The organism is Intestinimonas sp. MSJ-38, assembly GCF_018917925.1.
GTDB lineage: Bacteria > Bacillota > Clostridia > Oscillospirales > Butyricicoccaceae > Pseudobutyricicoccus.
On record NZ_JAHLPO010000024.1, the window covers coordinates 14953 to 39663 of the forward strand.

The window sequence follows — 24711 nt, forward strand, 5'->3', positions numbered from 1 at the left end:
GAGATGAAAGAGTGGCTGGGACGGTTTCCGGCGCAGCGGCCCCTTTGTTGGGCCGCTGCCGGTGCCGTTTGCGCCATTTTTGGCAGCGCTTTGGCATTTTGCCACGGTTTCGCTTTGGGAAAGCTGGCATTGGCCGGGGCGCTGTTTTGCGGTTTGTTTCTGCTGACCCTGCCTCGGGGCCGGCGGAACGGGCTTTTGCTGTGCCTGGCCTTTGTGGGGCTGGGCACAGCCTTTTTCGGATTTTGGCGCCTTGTCCGGGCAGAGCCCCAGCTGGCCTTCAGCGGCTGGTCGGGAACCATGGAGTGCATGGCCTTGGAGGAGGCCCAGGGCAAAGGCAGCTATGGCCAGGTGCAGGTGCGCGCTCTGGCTTTGGGGGAAGAAGAAGTAAATTTTTCCTTGCCTTTGTATCTGGAGGATGCCTCTCCTGAAATAAAAGCCGGAGAGCACTTTGCAGTGGAAGTGCGTCTGTCCCGGGCACCGTTGGAACCCTGGCGTGGCTTTTCATCGGAGGGGATGTTTTTGCAGGCATCCCAGACCGGAGAGCTTCAAACGCAGGACGGCGAAACGCCTTGGTGGCTTCGGTTGCAAGGTTTGAGCCAGCAGGTGGCAAAGGTGGCCGGGAAATGGCTCCCCCAAAGGGAAAGTGCCTTGCTCACCGGCATCATCACAGGGAATAAGGAGGACTTTACCGCCCAGCAAAAGCGGGATCTGAACCTCAGCGGCACAGCCCATTTGGCGGCGGTGTCCGGGCTTCATGTGTCCAGTCTGCTGGGAGTGGCCTTTGCCCTTTTTGGAAAAAAGGGCGGGAGCTTTGTGGGGATTCCACTATGCCTGATGATGGTGGTGCTGGCCGGAGGAACGCCCTCGGTGCTGCGGGCGGTGATCATGGCCTTTTTCGCCATGGCCGCCTTTTGGATGGGCCGGGAGAAAGACACACTGTCTTCTCTGTCAGCGGCCCTTTTGCTGTTGCTTCTATTTTCTCCCATGAGCGTGCTGAATGTGGGACTGCAGCTTTCCTTTGCTTCGGTGTTGGGCATCGGGTTGCTCTTTCCGCCGATGCAGCAGGCCATTCGGGAGAAGCTGGGTGGGAAGCATCGTTTACTGGAAAAGATCCTGGAAGGCATGGCGGTGACGCTGGCGGCCCAGGCTTTCACTTTGCCCATTTCGGTGCTGGCCTTTCAGCGGGTGTCCTTCCTGGCCTTGTTTTCCAATTTGCTCATTGTGCCGTTGTTGGCGCCAGTGCTTGTGCTGGGGCTCTGCTTTGTGGTGGCGGGCAGCTTTTGGCCGATATTGGGAAAGATGCTTTCCCTGGCGCTTCACCCCCTGCTTTGGTGGATCGATCTGGTGCAGCGAAAGACGGCGGCGCTCCCCTTTTCTTCGGTGAGCAGCGGCGGTGTGATGCTGTTCTTTTCCCTTTTGGGATTGGGCGTGGCCCTGTTCTTCTTCCGAAAGAAGGAGGGCGTGGGTCGAGGGCTTGCTACCTATTTCCTCTGCGGTTTTGTTTGCCTCAGCGGAGTGGGGATGGAGCAGGCGTTGACCCTTTCTCTGTCGGTGGTCAACTGCGGCGGCAGCGGCCTTTTGCTGGTGGGAGAGGCGGGACAGCTTACCGCTTTTAGCGCCGGGGATCTGAAAGGGGACGATTTTTACCGGGGTGCTCAGGATACCCTGGATCGGATGGGCCTGGCCCAGGTCTCCCATTTGTGGCTCACAAGCACAGAAGGGATCGCTCCCATTGCGCCGCCGGAAGATCGGTGGGCCGGAGTTCAGCGGGTGATCGCACCCAAGGGGGTTCTCTCTTCACTGATGCTGGGGGAGGAGAAACAGGTCTACGGAGAAGGAGGAGGGTTTTCCTTTTCCAGCGGCGAGGGTGCTTTGATTCCTGGGGAGAAGGGCTATCTGCTCCAGCTGGCTTTACCTTCCTGCACAGTGCTGGCCACCTGTGGTCAGGACATGGGAGAGGTATTGACGGCGGTGAAAGAACAGGATCTTCAGTGTGAGGTCTTGCTGGTGGATCAAAAGGCGGCGGAGGATTTGCCTCGGCTGGCCGCTATCTGCCGCCGTACAGGCTGTCAGATGCTGGTGTGCACTCGTTCCTCTTATGGGGGAGAAAGTGCCTCATTGGGTGCGGCCTTTTCCGGCCCCGTTCTCTATCTGGAGGATGGGGAGCGGATGGATATGGAGTTATGGGCGGCAGGGGCCGCCGGGGAGGACGAAGAATGAAAAAGGGCGAAAAGAACACTGCATACGATAAACTGCGTCAGGATGTGGATCAGGGCAGCCTGGAAAAGCTTTACCTGTTTTATGGGGAAGAAAGCTATCTGAAAGAGCATTATCGGGATCGGATCTTTTCCCTGATCGGTGGAGAGGCTTTCGCCCAGTTCAATCAGGTGGTGCTGGATGGGGACAGTTTGACCCTGGATGACCTGGTTGATAGCGTAGAAAGTCTGCCGGTGATGAGTGAAAAAAAGCTGATCCTCATCCGGGATCTGAATCTCAGCCGTCCGCCCGCCGGGCTGCGGGAGCAGCTGCCGGAGATCCTGGAAAATCTACCGGATACCCTGTGCATGATCCTTTATTTTGACGCTTTGGAATATAAGCCGGACAAGCGGCTGAAAACCTGGCAGGCCGCCCTCAAGGCCGGACAGGCGGTGGAATTTGCCAAGGCGCCCCAAGGAGAGCTGACTGCCTGGATCAAGCGGCGCTTTGCCGCTTTGGGAAAGGAGATCGACAGCGGCGAGTGCGAGTATCTCACTTTTGTCTGCGGTAGCCTGATGACCAATCTCCAAAGCGAGATCGACAAAATCGCCGCTGGGACCATGGAAAAACGAATCGACCGCCAGGCCATTGACCAACTGGCCTCCCGGGCTCTGGAAGCCCAGATCTATCAGCTCACCGACTATATTTCCAAGGGGGATACGGTGGCCGCCATCCGCACATTGCGGGATTTGCTGGCACTGAAGTTTGAGCCGGTGGTGCTGGCCGGGTCCATTGGCAAACAGGTACAGAAGCTGTATGCGGCCAAACTGGCTCAGCAGGCCGGGCTGGGAGAGAGTGCCTTGATGGAGCTCTTCCATATGCGCTCTAGTTACCCGGCCAAGCTTTTACGCCAAGCGGCAGGAAAACGCAGCCTTCCCTGGCTGCGTCGGGCGCTGCTTTTGTGCGATCAGGCGGACAAAGAACTGAAAAGCAATACCCCGGATGATGCCCGGGTGCTGGAACTATTGCTGCTGCGCATGGCGGCCGAAAGGGAGCGGGTATCGTGATCTCCATTGAACCGGTCATTATTGTGGAAGGCCGTTACGACAAGAATAAGATCAAACAGATCTTTGATACCGTAGTGCTGGAGACTGCAGGGTTTGGCATTTTCAAAGACAAGGAAAAGGCCGCCCTCATCCGCCGTCTGGCGCAGATGCGGGGAATTCTGGTGCTTACCGATCCGGATTACGCCGGGTTTCTCATCCGTGGCTATCTGAAAAACATAGCAGCGGAGGGAAAGGTGTACCATGCCTACATCCCCGACCGTTTGGGGAAGGAAAAGCGGAAGGCCCATCCTTCCCGGGAGGGAAAGCTGGGGGTGGAAGGGGTCACCGAAGAGGAGATCATTCAGGCGGTGCGCCGCAGCGGCGTGGCCATGAACGGTGAGAAGGAAACCAGGGAAGAAAAGCCGGTAACCAAAGCGGACCTTTATGCCCTGGGCCTGTCCGGCGGACCGGACAGCAAAGAGAAGCGCCGTTTGCTGCTGAAAAAGCTGGATTTGCCGGAAAATATGACGGCCGGAGCACTTCTGGAGATGATCAACATCTTAGGAGGCGCGTCTCTGCTGGAGCAAGTACTGGGAGAAATATGAATAAACAGCAAAAAGCCGCCCATACAGGCGGCTTTTTTGCTGTGTGAGATGATGAGGATAAGAGTACAGAAGGATCTCCGCCCATCCTGGAGGGCAGTCCAGGGAAAATAGCGGAAACGGATGGCATGAAACCAGGGGCTTGATACCACCCGTTTCGGTTATTTTGGAAGCGAAGAAGGAGAACATCGCTCAGTTTCCTGAGGCCAGAGGCATGGGATGGGGCAAAAGAGCAACAAGAGCCTGTTTCCCTTCAGGAGAAAGGGCGGAAACCACAGTCATGGCCTCTTGTTCCGCCGATTGGGGAGAAAGGCCCAACTGGACAAACAGACGATGGAAAGTCTGTTGTTCTCTTTGATATTGGAGGGCCAATCGCCGGCCCAAAGGGGACAGGCGAGCCTTCCCATAGTGGGCTTTTTCCACCAAATTTTCTTCCGTAAGCTGGGAAAGGGTTTTGGCCACGCTGGAGCGGGTCACATTCAGCTGGCGGGAAATGAAAACCGAAGGGATGGGGCGGTTATCCGGGCTCAGCCGATAAATCGTGAGCAAATAACGAATGACAGTGGATGAAAGCATAAAGATTCACCTTTTTCAGAAGGAGGACGGCAGGGGCCTTCCGGCCCCCACCGGCGGAGATCAACCCCGCTAAACAGAAAGATCACATCAAAGGATCAAGAAAGGATCAAGAAAAAGCAATCAGGCCAGGGCTTTGCCCAAAGCAATGCAGCGAGCTTCGTCCTCACCAGCAGGAGTGCCGCAGACAGCCAGGCCCTCACCGCCGACGAGAGAGGCCCCGGCCGCGGCACACCGGTTCTGCCAGGAGCGCATCCACTCTCCGTCCCCCCAGCCATACGAGCCGAAGATAGCCAGAGTACGCCCTTGCAGATGGCCTTCCAACTGGGTGAAGAAGGGATCGAATTCGGCTTCTTCCAGCACTTCCGCTCCCATGGCCGGGCAACCCAGAGCCAGTCCGTCATACTCCAGAGCCTGCTCCGGCGTGAGGGAAGACACGGGCATACATTCCACCTGGGCTCCCCCCTCTAATGCGCCCTGGGCGATCAGCTGGGCCATTTGCTGGGTGTTGCCTGTTTGGGACCAATAGATTACAGCGACTTTTTTCATAGGTATATTGCCTCCTATATCATAGATGGGATACGATCAAGCACATTCAAGAACCTGGGGAATGGTCTCGCCCCGGGCCACCCGGGAACAGAGATAGTCCCGGCAGGAGTCGTAGCGGCGGAACAAAAGCCGGGCACGGCACAGGCCAGAATACACCTTCCAGTAGCCGCACAGTTTGCAGCATCGTCCCTGGTTTTGCTGAAAGGCCAGCACATCTCTGGGGGGATACCCCAGAAACAGGCCGATCTCATGGGGAAAATCCTGGTTTTCGGCCAGCCTGGATTGGAGGAAAAGCAATTTTTCGCTGAGTCCTTCCGATGGATAGCCCACTTGAGACAACATCTGACGGCAAGACTCCTGCTCCAGATGCCGCTTGAGCTTCACAGGCGAATAGATCAGAAGCAGTACCGCTTTGCAGCGGCGGTCCAGGGTGAGAAACCGTAATCCCCGCTGTCGAAGTACATGGCTGTACCAGGCGATCTGAGGAGCCAGCAGCCGGTATTCCTCCAGGGGCAGACTGACCAGATTGGCAGGCTTGACCCCTAAAAGGGCCGGCGCACAGTGACGGGCCAGCAGCCGATCCAAGGTTTGTTCCATGAATACCTCCTGCGGTTAGTTAATGCTAACCGTGATTCAAAAAACAAAGGGAGCGAACTCCCACTGATTTGTGAGTTAGCTAACGCTAACCACGGGTACATAATAGCATGCCATAGAGGTGATGTCAAGGGAAATTTGGATTTTTTCAAATCAAGTTGGTTGCCCGGGGAGGAAGGGCATGCTACAATATGATCAAATGAAGAGATCACATCGCGGCCTCTGGCCGCAAAGGTGGAGAAGAGAAAGGATGATCCTCATGAGCGTTATGGAAGCCATTTTGCAGCGGAAGAGCATTCGGGCCTATCAGGATAAGCCCATCGAGCAAGAGAAGCTGGAAAAGATTCTGGAAGCCGGGAGACTGGCGCCTTCGGCTACAAACCAGCAGGCGTGGAAGTTTGTGGTGGTCACCGATCCGGCTCTGCGCCATGAACTGGTGGCGGCCTGCCGGAATCAGGCCTTTGTGGAGCAGGCTCCTGTGGTGATGGTTCTCTGTGCCGATGAAGTGCGGGATATGGCCTGCAGACAGCCGGCCCGCACCATTGATTGTTCCATCGCTCTGTCCTATATGCAACTGCAGGCGGCTGAACTGGGCATCGGCAGTTGTTGGCTGGGGGCTTTTTCCGCTCCCGATGTGGCAAAGCTGCTGAAAATCCCCGCCGGGTTCCAGGTGGTGGCGGTATCCCCCTTTGGCTATCCCGCCGAGGAAGGCCGGGTGCGCAGCCGCAAACCCATGGAGGACATTGTGCAGTATGACGCCTGGGAGACAAAGAAAAACTAGATATGAATCGCAAAAGGCCCCAAGAGCGTTTCTTGGGGCCTTTTCGGGGCGACATGAAGGGAAAAGAGAGAAAGGGGAAGGTTGATATGAAAACAGGGAAAAAGGGCTGTGAGAGCCTCTGTGGTATGCGCTTTATGCCTTTGCGGGGTTGGGGCTGGAATTGCTGCTGGCCGGGGTGATAGAGCCTCTATGGACAAAGGGAAAAGGTTTTTCCCAATACACGGCTGGCGATGATGCTGTGGCTTGTGAGAGCATCCCAAAAACATCTGGGGTTTGATCCTCTGGCTAGGGAAACAAGGGAAAAGTGCAATGGATCTGGGCCTGGGTGCTTACCATAGGCTGTGTTCTTTTGAATGCGATGGATTTGGGAACCTTGAAGATCCTGGGCGAATGGCAAAGAAAAGGTCCCTGGTTGTTTTTGTTTCAATACTTATATTATCTGGCGGAAGTGGGCTTGGTCTTTCTCATTGTGGCCTTTGGCCAGAAATGGAGAGAAGGATTGTTGGGGAAAAAGACGGTTTTCTCTTTTGGCGGACTGGTTCTGTGCTGTACTTGGGGAATGATCCACATTTTCAGCCAGGGGAGCCTGTACACCGGCGCAGGGGTCATGGCCTTTTCGCTGTGCTATGGAGGAATCTATTTGCTGTTAGGGCGGGATGGCCTCAAATCCTATGGAATGATGGCGCTGGCCTTCCTGTTGTGATCGTGCTTTTTGATTCATTTGCACCCCCCCCTCCGCATCAGAGCGGAGGGGGGTTACATTTTAGAAGCCGGCTTTTTCAATGTGGGCTTTCAGTTTTTCAAAAGTTTCGTTGCTGATATCGTGCTCCATACGGCAGGCATCTTCGGCGGCCACCTCAGGGGATACACCCAAGGCCATGAGCCATTTGGTGAGCAGACGATGGCGTTCATAAATGCGGGAGGCTACTTCCATGCCGCTTTCCGTCAGCTGGATCCAGCCTTCTTTGTCCATGGTGATATATCCGTTTTCCCGCAGAAGACTCATGGCCCGGCTGACGCTGGGTTTGGAGAAATTCATTTGCCGGACGATATCAATAGAACGGACCGATCCTTTGCTTTCTTTCAGCATCAGGATGGTTTCCAGATAGTTTTCACCAGATTCCAGTATTTTCACTTGATGACCTCCTTGGGAAATGGATTGGCAAATTTTATTGTATCACGAATCGCTTTCCTGCTCAAGGGTGGAAGGACTGTGCATTTGTTCCTGTTGGGGAGCGTCGGGTCGAGCCCCCAGCTTGTTGACCCCGTAAACGCCCAGCAAAATCAAAGCAACGGCAATGACCTGCAATATGGAAAAGGGTTCATGGAGCAGCAGCACGCCGGCCAGCACCGATACGACGGTGGTGAGATTGCTGAAAGAAGCGGTGATGGTGACGCTGATATGGGTCAGGGCGTAGTTGATCATCAGGAAGGCTACCACCGAAGAGATCACCGACAAATACAGAATGGCTCCCCAGAAAGAGAGGGAGGACAGGGCCTGGGCTGTGCGATGGAAAAGCTCACCCCGGTTTTCCACAATGGCCAGCAACACGAAGGAACAGGAGGACACTGCAAAGGTCACATAGGTCCGGTCAAAGGCGGTGAAATCCTGAGAATACTTCCGGGTGAGCAAGGTATAGCAGGCGCTGCTGATGACAGCACCGATCAGCAGGAGAAAACCAGGCAGTGTGACCGTGCCGCCCTTTTGCCCCCACACGGATATGAGGACCACGCCGGCAATAGAGCAGAGCATGGAAAGGGTTTGCAGCAGAGTGGGTTTTTCTTTGAGAAAGATGGCGCCCAAAGCCATGGCCGCTACTGGGATGAGAGCGATCACCGCTCCGGAAAAGGAGGTGGAAGTCCATTTAATGCCATAGCTTTCGCAGATAAAATACAAAGTGGGCTCCAGCAGACTGACCAGGATCAGTTTGCGGATATCCTGTCCGTCGATGCGCAGGCGCACCACTTTACACAAAACCAGCACATTCAAAAGAGCAAAGGCCAACAGAAAACGGATGGACAGGGCAATCATGGGGCTGGTTTGGGAAAAGGCGATTTTTGAAAAAAGAAAGCTGAAGCCAAAAATTACATTGGCGGCCAGCAGACAAAGCAAAGCCTTTTGTTTTTGGGACATAGGAACACTCCCTTCGTAGGTGGAATAAAAAAGAAACAGATAGAAAGAAAAGGCGCCGGTTTCCCGGCGCCCTTTTAAAAGGTATCAGATTTTTAATTGTTAGAATACACGGCCAGCGCCGATGTAGTTTCTGGTGTAATAGCTGCTGCTCATGGATTCGATGCACACAGTCTTGCCGCGGGAGGGGGAATGGATGAACTGGTTGTTGCCTATGCACATTCCCACATGGCTGACGCTGCCGTTTCCGAAGAACACCAGATCGCCGGGCTTCAGTTCATTGCGGCTGACTTTGGTCACATAATTGTACTGAGCCGAAGAGGAGCGGGGAAGGGTGATGCCGAACTGCTTGTACACATAGCTGGTATAGCCGGAGCAGTCAAAGCCACTGGGGGAGGAACCGCCGTAAACATACGGGGTGCCGATGAACTGCTTGGCATAATCCACAATGCCGCTGGTCACAGATGTGACGGTGGACTGAGGAGTCTGGGTTACAGGAACCACTTCCACATAATCGGGGCTGATGTAGCCCTGCACACCGTTGTAAGTGACCCGGTACCAGCCGCGGTTGACACCGTCGATGGTGGCCACAGTGCCCTGAGGAATCTGGGTGAGCACGGTGCTGCTGGTGGAGGGATAGGAGTGGACATTCAGGGAAGAAGCGGTGACTTTGGCGCCGCCGCCGTTCACATCCATCACATCCAGAACATCCAGATATTCGGCGCTCACATAGCCGGGATTGCCATTGCAAGTGATGCTGGCCCAGCCGTTCTCAACGCCGAGAATACATACCCTGTAACCGTCGTACAGACTATCGATTATCGACGCCGACTGAGAGGGACCGCTGCGAAAATTCAGGGAAGTGGTGGTGTCCACAATGCCGCCCTTGACTTCTGCGGCCTGAGCGGTGGCCATGACGGTCACGGCCAGGGCCGCGGAAGTCATAGCCGTTTTCAAAACCTTGATACCTTCGTAAAGCATTTGTACCTCCTATGGTTGCAAAAGACGGATTACTTCTGGTGAAGCGCCCGTTCCAGCCAGATGGAAGCGATGTCCATGGCATTGTAAAGCCCGTCTTTCTCGGTGGATTTTACGACCTTATCTGTGGCGGAAATGTCGGGGTCGGTGAGCTGGAGTTCCACCCGGACTTTGGTGCCCACAGGCAAGTCCTTGTTTTTGGCGCTCTCCAGAACCTTGAGCATGATGATGTATTTTTCCGTCATGCTGCCATAGTAGATCGTGTCGTCTTTTCTCATCAAAGGGCGGCCCTTATAAGTGAGGGGCCACTGCGCTGTTGTGTTCTTTGTCGTCATGTGCTTACCTCCGACAGTAATTATTATATCAAAAGAGTAACAAATGTCAAACAAAATAGTTACAAAAGATAAACAAAAATTCTGTTGCTTTTTTGTAACCTGTTGGGGTCCAAGGGGTTTGGAGGTACAAAATGCAATAAATTGGCAAAAGGCAAAGGCGGTATTTTGTTATCAATGTGCATTGTTATGCGGGAAAACGCATGATAGGCGTCAAAAGGACTCCTGCCTGGCCGGACAGGAGCCCTCGCTGAGACCCATCATGGATCAATCGTTGAGATAGTGGCGTACCAGTTCCTGCAGCAGCTCGTCCCGGTCAATGCGGCGGATCAGGCTGCGGGCGTTGTTGTGGTTTGTGATATAGGTGGGGTCCTCGGAGAGGATGTAGCCCACGATCTGGTTGATGGGGTTGTAACCCTTTTCCCGGAGAGCGTCATACACCGCGGTGAGGATGCGCTTCATCTCTTTGTCAGAGTCATCCGTGATGGCAAATTTTCGTGTTCCGTCAAACAAGTTGGTGCCCTCCTTTTGTGGGTGTGTATCCCAAATGAAACCCATAGCCCATTATACACAGTTTTGGGGCAAATGTAAAGGCGAAGACAGGAGGAAATCCTGGCATCCAAAGAAAAAAGACCGGCTCTTTCTATAAAAGAGCCGGTCTTTGAATATGGCTTGCTCAGCGGCGGATCAGAGCGCCGCACTCTTTTTCCAGAGCATCCAGCACACGCTGCATCACTTCATCCGATTCTTTGTCGGTGAGAGTGTGGTCGGGGGAGCGCAGGGCTAGGGAGAAGGCTACGCTCTTCTTGCCCGTTTCCACCTGCTCGCCCTGGTATACATCGAAGAGCTCCAGATGCTCCAGAGGATCGCCGGCCGCCTGACGGATGGCTTTTTCCAAAGCCAGAACCGGCAGCTTTTCGCCGCACAGCAGAGCCAGGTCGCGGGTAACGGCGGGGAACTTGGGCAGGGGCTTGTATTCCTTCCGCCGGTCCACCAGCCCGAAGAGGGAAGGCAGATCCACCTGGCACAGATAGGTCTCGCTGCCCAGGCCGTACTCCCGCATCACCAGGGGATGGGCCTGGCCCACGGTGCCGATCTTTTGTTCGCCGGCCATGATGGCGGCGGTGCGGCCCGGATGGTAGGAGGGATCGTCTGTGCAGGGCACAAACTCGATATGATGGATGGAAAGCTGCTGGAAGATGGCTTCCAGAGCGCCCTTCAAAGTGAAGAAATCACCGTTACCATAAAGACCCATCACCAGCTGGGGACGCTCGTCGGGCAGGGTGTTCAGGTCGGCCTTGCCGTCCTTTACCTGGGGCAGATAGATTTTGCTCAGCTCGAAGAACCGTCCGGCGGGAACCCGGCGGTTGTAGTTGCGGGCGCAGATCTCCAGCATGGCAGGCAGGGGAGTGGTGCGCATCAGGCTCTGGTCCTCGCCCAAGGGGTTGGAAATCACTGTGGCCATGCGCAGGGGAGAATCCTCCGGCAGGCGCAGTTTGTCAAAGGCCTTGGGGCTGAGGAAGGACAGGGAGATCACTTCGTTATACCCTGCGGCCATACAGGCCCCCGACAGATCCCGCTCGAACTGCTGGTAAGGGGTGAGGCCACCCTGGGTGGTGGTACCGGCAAAGAGGGTGGGCTCAATCTTGTCATAGCCATAGATCCGGGCCACTTCCTCGGCGATGTCGGCCATGGTCTCCACATCGTCCCGCCAGGAAGGCACAGTGATGGTGCGGCCTTCCACGGTGAACTGCAGGTCCCGCAGATAGCGGACCATGTCTTCTTCGGAAATCTGAGCACCCAGGAAGCGGCAGATCTTCTCCGGCTCCAGGGGCAGCTGGCGCACCTGTTTTTTCTCCGGGTAGGCGTCGATGACACCGGTGATGATCTCACCGGCTCCCAGCTCTTCCACCAGCTGGCAGGCCCGCATCAGGGCCGGCATGGTGTTTTCGCAGTCCAGGCCCTTTTCATACCGGCCGGATGCCTCGGTGCGCAGGCCCAGCTTCCGGGAGGTCACCCGGATGGAGGGGCCCTGGAAGGTGGCCGATTCAAAGACGATCATCTGGGTGTTTTCGGTGATCTCACTGTTGAGACCGCCCATGACACCGGCGATGCCCACCGGCTTTGTGGGATCGGTGATCAGCAGCATGTTTTCGTCCAGCTGCCGCTCCACGCCGTCCAGAGTGGTGGTCTTTTCTCCGGCATGGGCCCTGCGGACGATGATGGCGTCCTCAGCGATGCACCGGTAGTCAAAGGCGTGCATGGGCTGGCCGTACTCCAGCATGACGAAGTTTGTGATGTCCACGATGTTGTTGATGGGCCGCACGCCTGCTTCCCGCAGACGGTCCCGCATCCACTTGGGAGAGGGAGCGATCTTGATGTTTTTGGCCATGGCGGCGCAATAACGGGGGCACAGGTCAGCGTCCTCGATGGTCACCTTCAGCAGGTTTTTGATTTCGCCCTTTTCTTCCCGGGCCGGGGGATTGGGCAGGTTCAGCGGCAGCTCAAAGGAAGCGGCGGTCTCACGGGCCAGACCGATGATGCTGAGGCAGTCGGGGCGGTTGGGGGTGATTTCAAACTCGAAGACGGTATCGTCCAGCCCTAGGGCCTTGGTGACGCTTTCGCCCAGCACTGCTTCTTCCCCTTCGTTCTGGTACACCAGGATGCCGTTGGGGTCGGCATAAGGCAGGTCGTTGTGGGTCAGGCCCAGCTCGGCAAAGGAGCAGAGCATACCGTTGGATTCCACGCCCCGCATATTGGTTTTCTTGATGACAACGCCTCCGGGGAGCTTGGCCCCATCCAGGCAGGCGGGCACCACATCGCCAACCTTCAGGTTCTTGGCGCCGGTGACGATCTGCACCTGCTTTGCGCCCACATCCACCTGGCAGATCACCAGTTTGTCGGCGTCGGGGTGCTTTTCAATGGAGAGGATTTTGCCCCACACCACATTTTCGATCGCATCGGCGGCGCTTTCCCAGCCTTCGATCTTGGAGCCGGTCATGGTCATACGGGCGGCATAGGTTTTGGGGTCTTTGTCGATCTTTACATAGTCATTGAGCCATTTGTAAGGCAGATTCATTTCCCACTTGCTCCTTTCACTTAAAACTGGGTCAAAAACCGCAGGTCGTTTTCATAGAACAGCCGCAGGTCGTCGATCTTGTACCGCTGCATGACGATGCGCTCCAGGCCGATGCCAAAGGCAAAGCCGGAATAGACCTCCGGGTCGATGTCGCAGCCGCGGAGCACCTTGGGGTGCACCATGCCGCAGCCCAGAATCTCAATGTAGCCCTCGCCTTTGCACAGAGGGCAGCCCTTGCCGTGGCACTTGAAGCAGGTCACATCCATTTCGGCGGAAGGCTCGGTGAAGGGGAAGTGGTGGGGACGGAAGCGCACACCGGTGTCCTCGCCATACAGACGCTTGGCGAACACTTCCAGAGTGCCCTTCAGATCGCCCATGGTGATACCCTTGTCCACCACAAGGCCTTCGATCTGATGGAACACAGGGGAGTGGGTGGCGTCCACAGCGTCGCTGCGGTATACGCGGCCGGGAGCAATGACCCGGATGGGAGGACGCTGTTTCTCCATGGTACGCACCTGCATGGGGCTGGTCTGGGTGCGCAGGACGATGTTGTCATTGATATAGAATGTGTCCTGGGTATCCCGGGCCGGGTGGTTTTTGGGGATGTTCAGGGCTTCGAAGTTGTAGTAATCGTATTCCACTTCCGGACCTTCGGCAATGGAAAAGCCCATGCCGGTGAAGATGTCATAAAGCTCGTGAAGCACGGTGTTCAGGGGATGCTGTTTGCCCAGAAGCACCTTCTGGCCGGGCATGGTCACATCGATCTGTTCCTTTTCCAGCTTGGCTGTGATGAGACGCTGGGCCATGTCCTGCTGGGCCTTTTCAATGGCCTGTTCGATCTGCGCCCGCACCTCGTTGGCCAGCTGGCCGATCACCGGCCGCTCTTCGGCGGAGAGTTTGCCCATGCCCCGCAAAATGCCGGTGAGTTCTCCCTTTTTGCCCAGGAATTTTACCCGAGCCGCTTCCAGCTTTTGCTGAGAAGTCACCGAAGACACCTGCCCGAGAGCCTGGGAAAGGATCTGGTTGAGCTGCTCTTTCATGTTCTGCACTCCTTTTGTGAGTTTGGATAGGTTTGATGCTGCCGCCAGGGGCAGGTATAAAAAAAGCCTTCGCCCCCAAAAAGGGACGAAAGCCAAGCTTCCGCGGTACCACCCTGATTCCCGCCTCAAAAAAGCGGGCACTCCACAGCCTTAACGCGGCCGGACGCCGTGGCCTACTCCGTTCAGCCCGGTGCTCAAAAGTGAACTTCTCCACGCTCTTCCGCAGGCGGCTTACAGCCGGTGACCGCCATTCTCTCGCCGGAGGGGGCGCAGGTACTCTCTTTCTCATCGCATTTTCCAGTTGTTTGCGGTAAAAATACATCTCTATTATATATAGCACAAGGGCGAAAAAATTGCAAGCCCTCCGGCATAAACCGGTATGGACGCCGTATAGATAGGGTGGAGAGTGATAAAAAGTGGTGAAACGAAAGAAAAGGATCGGGGTCTTTTTGTGGGTTTTGCTCTTTGCCCTCAGCGGCTGCAAAGGCCAGGAAGGCCCTCAGCAGAAGGTGAGCGAATATTATAGCTCCCTGGCCCAGGGCTCGGTGGGGGCCACCGTCACGGCCGACTCCGGCGTGATCATGGAATATGAGCTGTCGGTGTCCTGGGAAGGGGAGGAGAGCCAGTGTACTGTGGTATCTCCGGAGGAGATCGCCGGGGTCAGCTGTCATATCAGCCAAGGGGGAGCCACCCTTCAGTTTGAGGATGTTCAGCTGGATACATTGCTGGCCCCCATCCGGGGATTTACTCCTGTGGACTGCACCGACGGCCTTCTGCGCACCCTGGCCGGAGCGGCACCCACCCAGTGGGGAAGGGAGAAAAAGGAAGGGCAGGAGTGCATCAGCCTGACCTATGAAATGGAGGCCGACGGCAAGGAGGCCGTCAAGCAGGTGTGGCTGCGGGAGGACACTCTGGAGCCGGTATGTGCCCGATGGTTCCTGGAGGGAGATCAGATCATGCACGCCGTATTTTCCGGATTTTCAGCGATGAAAGAATAAAAATGGTATTTGATGGGGAAGGTTGCTCCAAAAAGAAAAGTGTGGTACACTAAAAAATAAGTTCGGCTTTTCAGGGAGACACCGGCCAGCTCCTGCCTGCATAGAATACAAGCGGGGGAAGAGACTGCGCGCCGCCCACCGGTGCAAATTCCGGCCAAGATGATTAAAACCGGGATTTGTGTGGAAAAATAAAAAAGCGGTTTAACCGACTTTTACCGGCGGAGCGTGAGTGAAATTGGATCATTTTTCTTCCAATGTCAGACGAGGTGACATTTATTATGCCGACCTGAGCCCGGTGGTGGGCAGCGAACAGGGCGGGATGCGCCCGGTTCTCATTGTGCAGAACAATGTGGGTAATCGGTTCAGCCCCACCGTCATCGCGGCGGCCATCACCTCGCAGCTGAACAAGGCAAAACTGCCTACCCATATTGAGATCGAGGCCCGCACCTATGGCCTTTCCAAGGATTCTGTCATTTTGCTGGAGCAGGTGAGAACATTGGACAAACGGCGGCTGCGGGAAAAGATGGGACGCCTGGACGAACAAGTGATGGGCCAGGTGGATGATGCCATCGCCGTCAGTTTCGGATTGCGAAGCGGCGGGCAGGAAAGTACCCAGCGATAAGGAGCGACTGCAATGAAGAGGAAGTTTATGGTATCGGCTTTGGGCGCTTTGTGCGTTTTGGCCGTGGGCGGAGTCTTTACGGCGCTGGCCGCCGGCGGATATGGTTCCCAGGATGACCCTCTGGTGACCTTGAGCTACATAACCGATGTAGCGGTGCCGGAGGCCAATGCCCGGATCGATTCGGTATTTTCCCAGAAGGAGACGGCCATCAAATCGGATATCCAGAGTAAAATGGATTCGGTGCGTTCCCAGCTGGAAAGCCAGATCTCCCAGCTTCAGAATGTGAGCCAGGATGTGATCAATCAGGTGGTGGAGCTGGTGAAGGATCAGATTGGTTCTTCCTCCGGCAGCAGCACCTGGAAGATGATCACCCTTCAGAATGGCCAGCAGATCAAGGCTGGGGTGGGAACCCAGCTGCTTTTGCGCCGGGGCACGGCCAGCTGCTATTCCGGCATGATCAACTTGTCCAGCGGGGAGATCCTGACCCATGGACAGTCTGTGCTTCAGAACAATATGTATCTCATCGGCACGGATGGCTGCGGTTTTATCGCCAGTGGGGAATGTACCGTTTTGGTGGACGGAACCTATACCATCGGCTGAGACGCATGGTTTCAAAGCCTTCTGCATACAATGGTGTGCAGAAGGCTTTTTCTTTTGCGGCGATGATGGAGGGAAAGGGGGAGACCCCATGGAGCAATGGGATCTGTGGCTGGGAGAAGAGCGGGTGGGAAAGGTCTCCTGCAGGGAGAACGGATGGGGGTATACCCTGTGGGCCGCCTGCCCCGCAGAGGAGGGGTATATCTACCGGGTGGCATTGGACCAGGAGAATGAGGATGTTCTGGTGGCCGGAGTCATGCTGCCCCAGGGCCGGGAGTTCCGCCTGAAAAAAAAGATGGATGGGCATTTTGCGCCGGAAAAAGTGAGAGGCGCTTTTATTCTTCGATCCAGGCCCGGGGAATATACCGGATTCAGTCCGCTGCCTTTTCCTTTGGAAAAATTCCGCCCCTTTGATCTTTCCCATGCTCCTTGGGAGAAAAGTCTTTTGGGAAAGCTGCTGGTCGATGAAAAGGCCAGGGTCTGCCGGTACCAGGATCAATGGTATGCAGCGGCCCCTCTAGAAAAGGAGCAGCCTTTTGCGTTGGCTCCTTTTTTTCAAAAAGTGACGCCCTTGGAGATGGGGGGGAAGCGTTATGGTCTGGTGGTCTGCGACGAAGAGGGCCGGGTTTCTTTGGCGTATAATGTGAAAGAAGCCAGGGAATACTGGAAGGGAAATCAATGAAAGGAAGTGGCCTTATGCCCGAGCTGACCACAAAGGAACTGGCTTTTCTCAAAGAGCAGTTGAAGGGAGAACAAAGCGAAGTGGCCCAATTCAGTTTGATGGCCCAGCAGTGCACCGATCCCCAGCTGAAAAATATGCTGGCTGGCATCGCCTCCCGCCATCAGAGCCATTATGACACTCTGTACCGTTTCATGCAAAACTGAGAAAGGAGAAAGCGCCATGTGCAACGACCAGATCATCATCACCAATGCCCTCAACACCCAGAAGCATCTGACTTCCCTGTATAATACGGCGGCAGGGGAATGCTGCCACAATCCTCTGCGCAGCGCTATGATGGAGCTGCTGCGGGACGAGCACGAGATCCAGAACGACATTTTCACCGGAATGAACAGCCGGGGCTGGTATCCGGTGCAGCAGGCTTCGAGCCAGGCTGTGCAGCAGGCCATTGCGGAACTGAACAGCCAGAACTGATTGTTTTCTTTGCCGGACTCCTGGGAATATCCCCGGAGTCCGGTTTTCTTTTTGCCCATTTTGTTTGAAAAAAGGGAGAAGATAGTGTAGAATGAATCCATTCAATCAAGGGCCAGAGGGCCTGTCTCTGTGGAAAGGAAGGATCACAGCATGAAATGGGGAACAAGAATGACAGCGGCCGCTTTGGCCCTGACTTTGGCGGCCTCTTCGGCGCCGGCCAAAGCATATAGCCTGCCCTATGGGGATGTAAATGATCAATATTGGGCATATCTGGATATTCTGTATTCCAGCCAGTGGGGCTTGCTCCAGGGCCGGGAGGACGGCAATTTCCATCCCGAGGATACGCTGACCCGTGCGGAGTTTGTTTCCATTTTGGCCCGGGTGGGCAATGTGCAGCTGAGCCGGTATCCCGGCAGCGATTTTCAGGATGTGGCCGAAAGAGCCTGGTATGCCCAGGCCGTGAACTGGGCCCATCGTATGGGCGTTGCATCCGGTGTGGGAAATGGTCGTTTTGACCCCAACGGCGCTGTTACCCGGGAGCAGATGGCTACCATGAGCTATCAGTTCCTCAAAAGCATGGGCATTATCTATGGCAATGACAATACCGTCCTGCCCTATTCGGATGCCGACTCCATCAGCGATTGGGCATTGGATGCGGTAAAGGCCATGTATACATCCAAATTGCTGACAGGTCGGGAGGATGGAACTTTCGATCCCTTTGCCCCCACCAGCCGGGCGGAAGCCGCTGCCATGGCCCGCCGTCTTTATGTGAATCTGGATGATTAGCCTGATCCCAATCCGGATGAAGGCGAGGATAATACCGATGGCCAAAATCCGGGTGAGGGCACCGGAGAAGATGCATCGGGTAATTAAAGAGCAATTATGAAATTGAAAGCCATAGCTGTGTGAGGTTCGCATGAAAAAGAGATGGTATATTCCATTGCTTGTGGCGTGTACTTTATGCGGGGCGATTTTTGGTATATGGTATGGAAGGGAATCGGGCCGCAGGGAAGAGCGGCGGCAGATGGCCCAGATGAGCGCCGCCAATGCCTATGAAGAATTTGTGGAATATCAAAAGACAGGGCATAGCAGTAGCTATTGGTATGGAGTAGCGGAGTTCCGGGCTTTCCAGACGGCCTATCATATGCTGGTGGAGGACACCAATAAGGCGACGAACTTCACTTTCTGCAATGAGGTTTATGGAAGTTTGGTTTTGGCACCGGAGAAAAGTCAGGAGAAGATAGAGGACATCGTGGCCGTCATGGAGATTTTGTCAGCCGATGTGGAAGACGACGCCGGATATGCCCGTATGGACGAATTGCGGCATCGTCTCAGTCAATAATGTGCCGTAGTCTCCAAACAGATGAAATAAAATGGGAGCAAGCATTTGCTTGCTCCCATGAGCGTGTCGAAAAAGTGGCCTAAGCCACTTTTTCGACACGCTCAGACCCGACGCCAAGCGTCGGGTCTTTTATTATGATGAATGACTTTACTTTTGCTTGCTTTTATGTTTTTGCGGTTTATGGCATTTTCCGGCCATGGGACAAGCGGAACAGCCGGAAGAGCAAGAAGTCTGGCCCCGGCGGATGGCTCGGAAGGCCAGAACTGCACAGAATGCCAAAAGCAGTAGGAGAAGAATATCGCCGAATCCCATAGGATCACCAGATCAGCAGAGCCAGCCGGTAGACAAGGAAGGCGGCAGCCCAAGCCACAGCGGTTTGGTAAAACACCACGAACAAAGCACTTTTAGCGCCGCCCATTTCCCGCTTGACAGCGGCGATGGCTGCCACGCAGGGAGTATAGAGCAGGGTGAACACCAGGAAGGCCAGAGCAGCAGGGAGGGGCAGTGCGCCGGAAAGGGTCTGAGGCAGAGTGGCCATGGAAGAGCCGGTGAGCACAGTCAGGGTGCTGACCACCGCTTCCTTTGCGGTGAAGCCGGTGAGAAGGGCGGTGGACATCTGCCAGCTGCCGAAGCCCAGAGGAGCAAAGAGCGGAGCGATGAGCCGGCCGATCTGGGCCAGAAGGCTCTGGCTGCTGTCGGACACCACATTGATCCGGCTGTCGAAGGTCTGAAGCACCCAAATGATGATGGTGGCCAGGAAGATCACTGTAAAGGCCCGGGTGATAAAGTCCTTGGCCTTATCCCACACCAACCGCACCACGCTTTTGGGGGCCGGGAGACGGTAGGCGGGCAGTTCCATCACAAAGGGCACCGGATTGCCTTTGAAGGCGGTACGGCCCAGAATCAGGCCGGAGAGAATGCCCAGCAGAATCCCCAGCACATACAGGCCGATCATCACCAGCGCTCCGTATTCCGGGAAAAAGGCGGCGGTAAACACGCCGTAAATGGGCAACTTGGCGCTGCAGGAAATGAAAGGAGTGAGCAGGATGGTCATTTTCCGATCCCGGTCGCTGCTCAGAGTGCGGGTGGCCATGACGGCGGGCACCGTACAGCCGAAACCGATGAGCATGGGCACGAAGGAGCGGCCGGACAGGCCGATCTTCCGCAGCAGTTTATCCATCACAAATGCTACACGGGCCATATAACCGCTGTCTTCCAGCAAAGAGAGGAAGAAAAACAGGGTGACGATGATGGGCAAAAAGGACAGTACGCTGCCAATGCCGGCGAACACGCCGTCGATGATGAGAGAGTGGACCACCGGATTGATGCCGTAAGCGGTGAGCCCTCGGTCGGCCAGGTCTGTGACCCAGTCAATGCCCAGGGACAGAAGATCGCTGAGGAAGGAGCCCACCAGGCCGAAGGTCAGCCAGAAGATCAGCAGCATGATCCCCAGGAAAATGGGGATGGCCAGGAACTTATGGGTGAGAAGGCGGTCGATGCGCACCGAGCGCTGGTGTTCTTTGGATTCATGGGGCCGTACCACCGTACCGGCGCACAGCTCATCCAGGAAGGTGTAGCGCATATCGGCCAAAGCGGCGTTGCGGTCCATGCCGCTTTCCTCTTCCATTTCTTCCACCGAGTGCTGGATCAGCTCCCGCTCGTTGGGGGAGAGGGACAACTGGGCCATCATGGGTTCGTCGCCTTCCAGCAGTTTGGTGGCGGCGAAGCGGGAGGGCACACCGATGGCGGCGGCATGGTCCTCGATCATGTGGCTCACCGAGTGGATGGCCCGGTGTACAGCGCCCTGGCAGAAGTCCAGCCGTTTGGGTTTTTGGCGCTGTTGAGCGGTGCGCAGCACCACATCGATCAGCTCGCTGACGCCCTCATTTTTGCTGGCGGTGATGGGTACCACGGGAATCCCCAATTCCTGGGACAGTTTGGATACATTCACCGAGCCGCCGTTTTGCCGTACCTCATCCATCATGTTCAGGGCCAGCACCATAGGGATGCCCAGTTCCATCAGCTGCATGGTGAGATACAGGTTGCGTTCGATGTTGGTGGCGTCCACAATGTTGATGATGCCGTCTGGTTTTTCCTTCAGCAGATAATCCCGGGTGACGATCTCTTCAGCGGTATAGGGGGAAAGAGAATAGATTCCCGGCAGATCCACCACCGTCGCATCTTCATGGCCGCGGATGATGCCGTCTTTCCGGTCCACCGTCACGCCGGGAAAGTTGCCCACATGCTGATTGCTGCCGGTGAGCTGGTTGAAAAGGGTGGTTTTGCCGCAGTTCTGGTTGCCGGCCAGTGCCAGTTTCATACCGATGCTTCCTCCTTTGCCGCCGGATTTTCACTGCGGTGTCCGTGGTGCCGCGAGGGGGTAAAGGAGGGCACCGAGTCGCATTTTTCACGGCGGGAACAGCTGTCGCAGTCCTTTTCTCTGAATTGCTGGGGCAGGGGACAAACGGTAATGGTGCGGGCATCATCCAAACGGATGGTCAGCTCGTAACTGCGGACATGAAGCTCGATGGGATCTCCCATCGGGGCGGTTTTGCGGATGGAGACCAGCGTTTTGGGCGTCAGGCCCATGTCCAGCAGCCGGCGGCGCAGAGCTCCTTCGCCGCCCACAAAGGTGATGGCGGCGGTATCGCCGATGGGCAGTTGATCCAATGTCATGAAGATTCCCCCTCTTTTTGGTAAAAATCAAATGGGAAAACATAGATTCCCATGGAGTTAGCCTTTGTAAACATTCTAATGGCTGTGCCTATTTCCGTCAAGCGGAATATCGCACAATCCCCCGGAGAAAAGGGGGGAGGGAAACCGATATAGTATACAGAAAAGCCCCCTGGCGGATGGGTTCCGCCAGGGGGATAAAAGGGGAGATCGCTTAGTAAAGTTTAAAGAGCAGGGAAGCAAACTCCGCCCGGGTGATGGAATTGAGGGGCTTGAGGGAGTTTGTGCCGCCATAGCCCTGAACGATACCCAGGGAGGAGAGGATCTTCACATGGTCCGAAGCCCAGGCGGGGATATCTCCGGCATCATCAAAGCTCACATTGGAATAGGCATAGCCACGCTCCAGGGTGCGGCCCAGAAGGGTCATCACCTGGGCCCGGCTCACCGGAGCAGAGGGCAGGAACACCGAATTGCCCTTGCCGTCGGTGCTGCCGATCATGATCCCCTGGGCATAGAGGGCCTTCACATGGGGCAGCGCCCAATCGGAGATCTGGGAAGCGTCGGTATAGGGCAGTTTTACATCGGCGTAGTCATCGGTGTCGATACCCAGGTATCGGGAAAGCAAAGTGGCAGCCATTTCGTTTGTGGTGTTGTTTTGAGGCATAAACTGGCTGTCCGTGGAGAAGATGCCCTGAACCCGAAGGAATTCGGCATAATCCTGGGCCCAGTGCCCGTTCATATCCTCATAGGGAGTGGTGCCGCCGGAAGTGCCCAGAGTCATGCTTTTGCGGGCGATATTGCCAAAGGAATCGGTGGCTTCCAGCGTCAGACGATGCAGGCCGCCGATGTTTTCCGGCAAAGTAGCAGAGAGAGCACCGGTCTGGCTGTTGTAAGTAAAGTTGCAGTTTTTTCCGTCATAGGTCAGGGAGATGTTTCCAGAGGAAATGGCAAAGCCGGTGGCATCCTTGACGGTGGCGGAGAAGGCCTGAGAAGTGACGCTCTCCGGCATGGTGATCTCCGGCGGAGTTACATCGGGCTGAGCGGCGGCATAATGCACCACAAGCTGGTCGATGTAGATGTTGCCCGACTGGCCGGGGGATACCGATGTGCTGAAGCCCTTGACAGCGGTAGCACCCGAGGGGACTTCCACTGTGACCAGGGTCCAGTCCTCGCCGGCATAGAAGGCCCGCTGCACCGTGGAGCCGCTGCTGGTGAGGAAATTGATATACATGGATTTGCCCGGCGATGCTTTGGCGTAGAAGGTGAGGTTCTTGGCGCCGGAGAGCTTGGCAGAGGAAGCGGCGGTAAAGACAGCGGCGTGGGCCTTGTCCATGGAAGAGGCGCCTTTATAGGTCATGGACAGAGCGCCGCTGCCATAACGCACCTGATCCAAAGAATGGGTCACCTGGGCTCTGGCCGAGATGTCCTGGGTGTCCGCTGTAGCATAATAGGTCACATCGTCTTCGTAATCTTCCAGAATGGAGGGCATTTTGCCCACCCGCACCGGAATGGACACCGAGAAGCCATTGTGGGAGATGACGATGTTTCCGGAAGCGCCGGTTGTTTTGGAAGCGGTGAATACGCCGTCCTGGGTGATGGTACCGGCGTTGCCCGTTACCTGCCAAGTGAATAGGTTGTCCTGTTCATAAAGAATACGGGACTGGGCATAGGCATCGATATCCAGATCGATGGATCCTCCCACATCCATGGACAGAGAGGTGACGGTAGTGCCGCTTTTGTTCTTTACCACCACCCGGTCGGGCTGCTGGTAAACCGTGATGGAGGCCGGCATGGAAGCAGCGGTCTCATGATCCAGAGAGATCAGGTATTCTCCTGCTTGTTGAGGGGCCGTGAATACATTGCCCTCCAGGACCTGCTCCGTGGGAGAGGTCACCCGGAAACCGGAATAGTAGGAGGACACAGGATAATAATGCTGGTCAAAGGTGTTGGCCCCCAGGGAGACCTGAGCGCCGGACAGGGTGGCTACGCTGTGAGGATAGACGAAAGCACCGGTTTCTTCTCCAGTGGGAGCGGCGGTGTTGACAAAGAGGAGATAGTTGGCACACTTGCGCAAAGAGCCGTCCGAGGGACTGTTGACCACTTCGGTTTCCTTGGAGCCGGGCTGACGCACCACCTCAGCAGAGGAGCCGCCGCCGTCCAGGTTGACCACATTGGTGCAGCCTTTGTTCAACAGAAGCTGGGCGGCGTTTTTCACGCTCATGCCCTGACTGATCTCCTGGCGGCCGTCCACCACTAGGGCCACGGCGCTGCCATCCGGGCGAACACCCAGAAGGGTGCGGGGATTGCTGGAAGAGGAAAGGCCCGACTGCATCACGCCGTTCTTAACGGCCATATCTCCAGCGCCGCAGGCATAGACTACATCGGTAAAGTCTTCGTTGTATACATTGGCTTTGAAGGTGACGGTTTCTCCCACCTGAAGGGAGGAGATGGTATAACCGCGATTGCTGTAAGCATTGCTGGCGGTGAGGATGTATTCATTGTCCCCGATGGGGGTGGAGCCGGATACATCCTGGTTGACGGCGGTGACCACAAACTGTTTCTCCTGGCCGATCTTCAAAGGTTCGTCATTCACCGGGGTAAGTACCACATTGACACCGGTACCGGTGGAGCGGGTCTGAGAGGAAAAATCGCTGTTGAGCAGATAGATCCCCGCGCCCGAACGCTGCTTGTTCAAAGCGTACACCGGGTAATCGCCGGTGATGGAGGAATAGAGGCTCATGGCCATTTGAGGGGCGCCCACGATCATGCGTCCATCGGGTTTGACGCCCACGGCGTTCCACATGCCGTCGGAGCTGACCAGACGGCCGTTGTTGACCACAAGTCCCGAAGGAAGGCCGGTGGACAGGACGAAAAAGTCCGCATTGGCCGCACCATAGACGCTCTGGCCCTGGTTTTCCACATAGTCCACGATTTCCTCGATGGAGGATTTGCCGTAGAGTTTACTGCCGTAGGCCACCATGGGGAACACATCGCTGCCGGGGGTGTATTCCAGGCGGAAGGACTGCTGGCGCAGGCTTCCATTTTCCGAAGAGGCTACGGTATAGCGCAGGCCGTTGGCAATATCATAGGAATCGGAATAGGATAGGGTTTCCGCTCGGGCTGGAAGCGGCAGGAAGGCCGCCGACAGGGCCAGAGCACAAAAAGAGGCGACAATTCGCCGGGTAATGGATTTCATGTGATCTCCTTTCATCATAAGGGTTGCTGGGACAGTCTGATACCATCATACCATAAAACCACCAAAATAAAAGAGGATATCCTGCACAAATCAGGGAAGAAAAGCCGCCTTGTAGGGCTACAATACATCTTGGACGAGTGAATAAAAAGCTATGAAGGATATGGTCTCATGGGTTATAGTTAAGTTACCACACCAAACCAGCCCGAAAGGAGACCATATCCCTCATGAG

27 protein-coding genes and 1 other annotated feature are annotated in these 24711 nt (G+C 55.8%); of the genes, 13 read left to right on the plus strand and 14 right to left on the minus strand.

What is annotated here, in order from left to right:
* Positions 1–3 precede the first annotated feature (3 nt).
* Genes KQI26_RS12430 through KQI26_RS15800 form a run of 3 tightly spaced genes read left to right on the plus strand, consistent with a single transcriptional unit; the run spans position 4 to position 3847 of the window.
* Positions 4–2220, plus strand: a complete 2217-nt coding sequence (locus KQI26_RS12430) for a ComEC/Rec2 family competence protein (protein WP_216504660.1) — start codon at positions 4–6, stop codon at positions 2218–2220.
* Positions 2217–3263, plus strand: a complete 1047-nt coding sequence (holA, locus tag KQI26_RS12435) for a DNA polymerase III subunit delta (RefSeq protein ID WP_216504661.1) — start codon at positions 2217–2219, stop codon at positions 3261–3263. Before KQI26_RS12430 ends, holA begins: the two co-directional genes overlap by 4 nt.
* Entirely contained in the window at positions 3260–3847 is a 588-nt protein-coding gene (locus tag KQI26_RS15800) for a DUF4093 domain-containing protein (protein ID WP_216504662.1), read from the plus strand. The genes holA and KQI26_RS15800 overlap by 4 nt, the downstream gene beginning before the upstream one ends.
* A gap of 189 nt (positions 3848–4036) precedes the next feature.
* Here the strand turns inward: KQI26_RS15800 and KQI26_RS12445 are convergent, their stop codons facing one another.
* The 3 genes from KQI26_RS12445 to KQI26_RS12455 all read right to left on the minus strand — a co-directional run bounded on the left by KQI26_RS12445 (position 4037) and on the right by KQI26_RS12455 (position 5563).
* Entirely contained in the window at positions 4037–4420 is a 384-nt protein-coding gene (locus KQI26_RS12445; protein WP_118747812.1) for a metal-dependent transcriptional regulator, read from the minus strand.
* A 120-nt stretch (positions 4421–4540) separates the two neighbouring features.
* Positions 4541–4966: a flavodoxin gene (locus KQI26_RS12450; protein WP_118747811.1), complete on the minus strand. Its 426-nt coding sequence runs from the start codon at positions 4964–4966 to the stop codon at positions 4541–4543.
* 36 nt (positions 4967–5002) lie between these two features.
* Positions 5003–5563 carry a DUF3793 family protein gene (locus tag KQI26_RS12455; RefSeq protein WP_118747810.1) on the minus strand — a complete coding sequence of 187 codons (561 nt, stop codon included), beginning with the start codon at positions 5561–5563 and terminating at the stop codon, positions 5003–5005.
* Between the two features lie 256 nt (positions 5564–5819).
* Here KQI26_RS12455 and KQI26_RS12460 point away from each other — a divergent pair, with 256 nt between their 5' ends.
* Both KQI26_RS12460 and KQI26_RS12465 read left to right on the plus strand, forming a co-directional pair.
* Positions 5820–6341, plus strand: a complete 522-nt coding sequence (locus KQI26_RS12460) for a nitroreductase family protein (protein ID WP_216504663.1) — start codon at positions 5820–5822, stop codon at positions 6339–6341.
* Between the two features lie 349 nt (positions 6342–6690).
* Entirely contained in the window at positions 6691–7044 is a 354-nt protein-coding gene (locus KQI26_RS12465; protein ID WP_216504664.1) for a hypothetical protein, read from the plus strand.
* Positions 7045–7104: 60 nt separating this feature from the next.
* Here KQI26_RS12465 and KQI26_RS12470 read toward each other — a convergent pair whose 3' ends face one another.
* From KQI26_RS12470 to pheS, 7 genes are all read right to left on the minus strand, one after another.
* Positions 7105–7476, minus strand: coding sequence for a metal-dependent transcriptional regulator (locus KQI26_RS12470; protein WP_216504665.1), 372 nt, complete (start codon positions 7474–7476; stop codon positions 7105–7107).
* A 42-nt stretch (positions 7477–7518) separates the two neighbouring features.
* Positions 7519–8475, minus strand: coding sequence for a DMT family transporter (locus KQI26_RS12475; RefSeq protein ID WP_216504666.1), 957 nt, complete (start codon positions 8473–8475; stop codon positions 7519–7521).
* Between the two features lie 99 nt (positions 8476–8574).
* Positions 8575–9453 (minus strand): C40 family peptidase, encoded by an 879-nt coding sequence (locus tag KQI26_RS12480; protein WP_216504667.1) that lies wholly within the window; start codon positions 9451–9453, stop codon positions 8575–8577.
* A 29-nt stretch (positions 9454–9482) separates the two neighbouring features.
* Complete coding sequence (locus KQI26_RS12485; RefSeq protein ID WP_118428707.1) at positions 9483–9785, minus strand: hypothetical protein; 303 nt, start codon at positions 9783–9785, stop codon at positions 9483–9485.
* A 264-nt stretch (positions 9786–10049) separates the two neighbouring features.
* The gene (locus KQI26_RS12490) at positions 10050–10295 is read right to left on the minus strand and encodes an IreB family regulatory phosphoprotein (protein ID WP_256447882.1); all 246 of its coding nucleotides are present in this window, start codon (positions 10293–10295) and stop codon (positions 10050–10052) included.
* A gap of 163 nt (positions 10296–10458) precedes the next feature.
* Complete coding sequence (gene pheT / locus KQI26_RS12495) at positions 10459–12861, minus strand: phenylalanine--tRNA ligase subunit beta (protein WP_216504668.1); 2403 nt, start codon at positions 12859–12861, stop codon at positions 10459–10461.
* Between the two features lie 20 nt (positions 12862–12881).
* Complete coding sequence (gene pheS, locus KQI26_RS12500) at positions 12882–13901, minus strand: phenylalanine--tRNA ligase subunit alpha (protein WP_216504669.1); 1020 nt, start codon at positions 13899–13901, stop codon at positions 12882–12884.
* 78 nt (positions 13902–13979) lie between these two features.
* Positions 13980–14199: a binding site (T-box leader), on the minus strand.
* 121 nt (positions 14200–14320) lie between these two features.
* Here pheS and KQI26_RS12505 point away from each other — a divergent pair.
* The 8 genes from KQI26_RS12505 to KQI26_RS12540 all read left to right on the plus strand — a co-directional run bounded on the left by KQI26_RS12505 (position 14321) and on the right by KQI26_RS12540 (position 18613).
* A complete protein-coding gene (locus KQI26_RS12505) occupies positions 14321–14899 on the plus strand; it encodes a hypothetical protein (protein WP_216504670.1) in 579 nt (192 codons plus the stop codon).
* Positions 14900–15128: 229 nt separating this feature from the next.
* A complete protein-coding gene (locus KQI26_RS12510) occupies positions 15129–15521 on the plus strand; it encodes a type II toxin-antitoxin system PemK/MazF family toxin (protein WP_371744151.1) in 393 nt (130 codons plus the stop codon).
* Positions 15522–15533: 12 nt separating this feature from the next.
* Positions 15534–16121: a hypothetical protein gene (locus tag KQI26_RS12515; RefSeq protein WP_216504671.1), complete on the plus strand. Its 588-nt coding sequence runs from the start codon at positions 15534–15536 to the stop codon at positions 16119–16121.
* Between the two features lie 88 nt (positions 16122–16209).
* Positions 16210–16800 carry a hypothetical protein gene (locus KQI26_RS12520; protein WP_216504672.1) on the plus strand — a complete coding sequence of 197 codons (591 nt, stop codon included), beginning with the start codon at positions 16210–16212 and terminating at the stop codon, positions 16798–16800.
* A gap of 14 nt (positions 16801–16814) precedes the next feature.
* Positions 16815–17003 carry a spore coat protein gene (locus KQI26_RS12525; protein WP_216504673.1) on the plus strand — a complete coding sequence of 63 codons (189 nt, stop codon included), beginning with the start codon at positions 16815–16817 and terminating at the stop codon, positions 17001–17003.
* 16 nt (positions 17004–17019) lie between these two features.
* On the plus strand, positions 17020–17271 hold the full coding sequence (locus tag KQI26_RS12530; protein WP_177614327.1) for a spore coat protein: 252 nt from the start codon (positions 17020–17022) through the stop codon (positions 17269–17271).
* 150 nt (positions 17272–17421) lie between these two features.
* Complete coding sequence (locus tag KQI26_RS12535) at positions 17422–18057, plus strand: S-layer homology domain-containing protein (RefSeq protein WP_216504674.1); 636 nt, start codon at positions 17422–17424, stop codon at positions 18055–18057.
* 238 nt (positions 18058–18295) lie between these two features.
* Positions 18296–18613, plus strand: a complete 318-nt coding sequence (locus tag KQI26_RS12540) for a hypothetical protein (RefSeq protein WP_216504675.1) — start codon at positions 18296–18298, stop codon at positions 18611–18613.
* A gap of 147 nt (positions 18614–18760) precedes the next feature.
* Here KQI26_RS12540 and KQI26_RS15805 read toward each other — a convergent pair whose 3' ends face one another.
* The 4 genes from KQI26_RS15805 to KQI26_RS12555 form a co-directional block, all read right to left on the minus strand.
* On the minus strand, positions 18761–18925 hold the full coding sequence (locus KQI26_RS15805; RefSeq protein WP_371744152.1) for a FeoB-associated Cys-rich membrane protein: 165 nt from the start codon (positions 18923–18925) through the stop codon (positions 18761–18763).
* 4 nt (positions 18926–18929) lie between these two features.
* Positions 18930–20933 carry a ferrous iron transport protein B gene (feoB, locus tag KQI26_RS12545; RefSeq protein ID WP_216504676.1) on the minus strand — a complete coding sequence of 668 codons (2004 nt, stop codon included), beginning with the start codon at positions 20931–20933 and terminating at the stop codon, positions 18930–18932.
* Positions 20930–21289 (minus strand): FeoA family protein, encoded by a 360-nt coding sequence (locus KQI26_RS15810; RefSeq protein ID WP_216504677.1) that lies wholly within the window; start codon positions 21287–21289, stop codon positions 20930–20932. The genes feoB and KQI26_RS15810 overlap by 4 nt, the downstream gene beginning before the upstream one ends.
* Before the next feature lie 211 nt (positions 21290–21500).
* A complete protein-coding gene (locus tag KQI26_RS12555) occupies positions 21501–24482 on the minus strand; it encodes a phosphodiester glycosidase family protein (RefSeq protein WP_216504678.1) in 2982 nt (993 codons plus the stop codon).
* Positions 24483–24711: the final 229 nt, after the last annotated feature.

Excerpts from the sequence above, each read along its gene's own strand:
- KQI26_RS12430 (WP_216504660.1), top strand. The coding sequence starts at position 4 with ATGAAAGAGTGGCTGGGACGGTTTCCGGCGCAGCGGCCCCTTTGTTGG.
- holA (WP_216504661.1), top strand. The coding sequence starts at position 2,217 with ATGAAAAAGGGCGAAAAGAACACTGCATACGATAAACTGCGTCAGGAT.
- KQI26_RS12445 (WP_118747812.1), bottom strand. The coding sequence starts at position 4,420 with ATGCTTTCATCCACTGTCATTCGTTATTTGCTCACGATTTATCGGCTG.
- KQI26_RS12450 (WP_118747811.1), bottom strand. The coding sequence starts at position 4,966 with ATGAAAAAAGTCGCTGTAATCTATTGGTCCCAAACAGGCAACACCCAG.
- KQI26_RS12455 (WP_118747810.1), bottom strand. The coding sequence starts at position 5,563 with ATGGAACAAACCTTGGATCGGCTGCTGGCCCGTCACTGTGCGCCGGCC.
- KQI26_RS12460 (WP_216504663.1), top strand. The coding sequence starts at position 5,820 with ATGAGCGTTATGGAAGCCATTTTGCAGCGGAAGAGCATTCGGGCCTAT.
- KQI26_RS12475 (WP_216504666.1), bottom strand. The coding sequence starts at position 8,475 with ATGTCCCAAAAACAAAAGGCTTTGCTTTGTCTGCTGGCCGCCAATGTA.
- KQI26_RS12480 (WP_216504667.1), bottom strand. The coding sequence starts at position 9,453 with ATGCTTTACGAAGGTATCAAGGTTTTGAAAACGGCTATGACTTCCGCG.
- KQI26_RS12485 (WP_118428707.1), bottom strand. The coding sequence starts at position 9,785 with ATGACGACAAAGAACACAACAGCGCAGTGGCCCCTCACTTATAAGGGC.
- pheT (WP_216504668.1), bottom strand. The coding sequence starts at position 12,861 with ATGAATCTGCCTTACAAATGGCTCAATGACTATGTAAAGATCGACAAA.
- pheS (WP_216504669.1), bottom strand. The coding sequence starts at position 13,901 with ATGAAAGAGCAGCTCAACCAGATCCTTTCCCAGGCTCTCGGGCAGGTG.
- KQI26_RS12515 (WP_216504671.1), top strand. The coding sequence starts at position 15,534 with ATGAAGAGGAAGTTTATGGTATCGGCTTTGGGCGCTTTGTGCGTTTTG.
- KQI26_RS12520 (WP_216504672.1), top strand. The coding sequence starts at position 16,210 with ATGGAGCAATGGGATCTGTGGCTGGGAGAAGAGCGGGTGGGAAAGGTC.
- KQI26_RS12525 (WP_216504673.1), top strand. The coding sequence starts at position 16,815 with ATGCCCGAGCTGACCACAAAGGAACTGGCTTTTCTCAAAGAGCAGTTG.
- KQI26_RS12530 (WP_177614327.1), top strand. The coding sequence starts at position 17,020 with ATGTGCAACGACCAGATCATCATCACCAATGCCCTCAACACCCAGAAG.
- KQI26_RS12535 (WP_216504674.1), top strand. The coding sequence starts at position 17,422 with ATGAAATGGGGAACAAGAATGACAGCGGCCGCTTTGGCCCTGACTTTG.
- KQI26_RS12540 (WP_216504675.1), top strand. The coding sequence starts at position 18,296 with ATGGCCCAGATGAGCGCCGCCAATGCCTATGAAGAATTTGTGGAATAT.
- KQI26_RS15805 (WP_371744152.1), bottom strand. The coding sequence starts at position 18,925 with ATGGGATTCGGCGATATTCTTCTCCTACTGCTTTTGGCATTCTGTGCA.
- feoB (WP_216504676.1), bottom strand. The coding sequence starts at position 20,933 with ATGAAACTGGCACTGGCCGGCAACCAGAACTGCGGCAAAACCACCCTT.
- KQI26_RS15810 (WP_216504677.1), bottom strand. The coding sequence starts at position 21,289 with ATGACATTGGATCAACTGCCCATCGGCGATACCGCCGCCATCACCTTT.
- KQI26_RS12555 (WP_216504678.1), bottom strand. The coding sequence starts at position 24,482 with ATGAAATCCATTACCCGGCGAATTGTCGCCTCTTTTTGTGCTCTGGCC.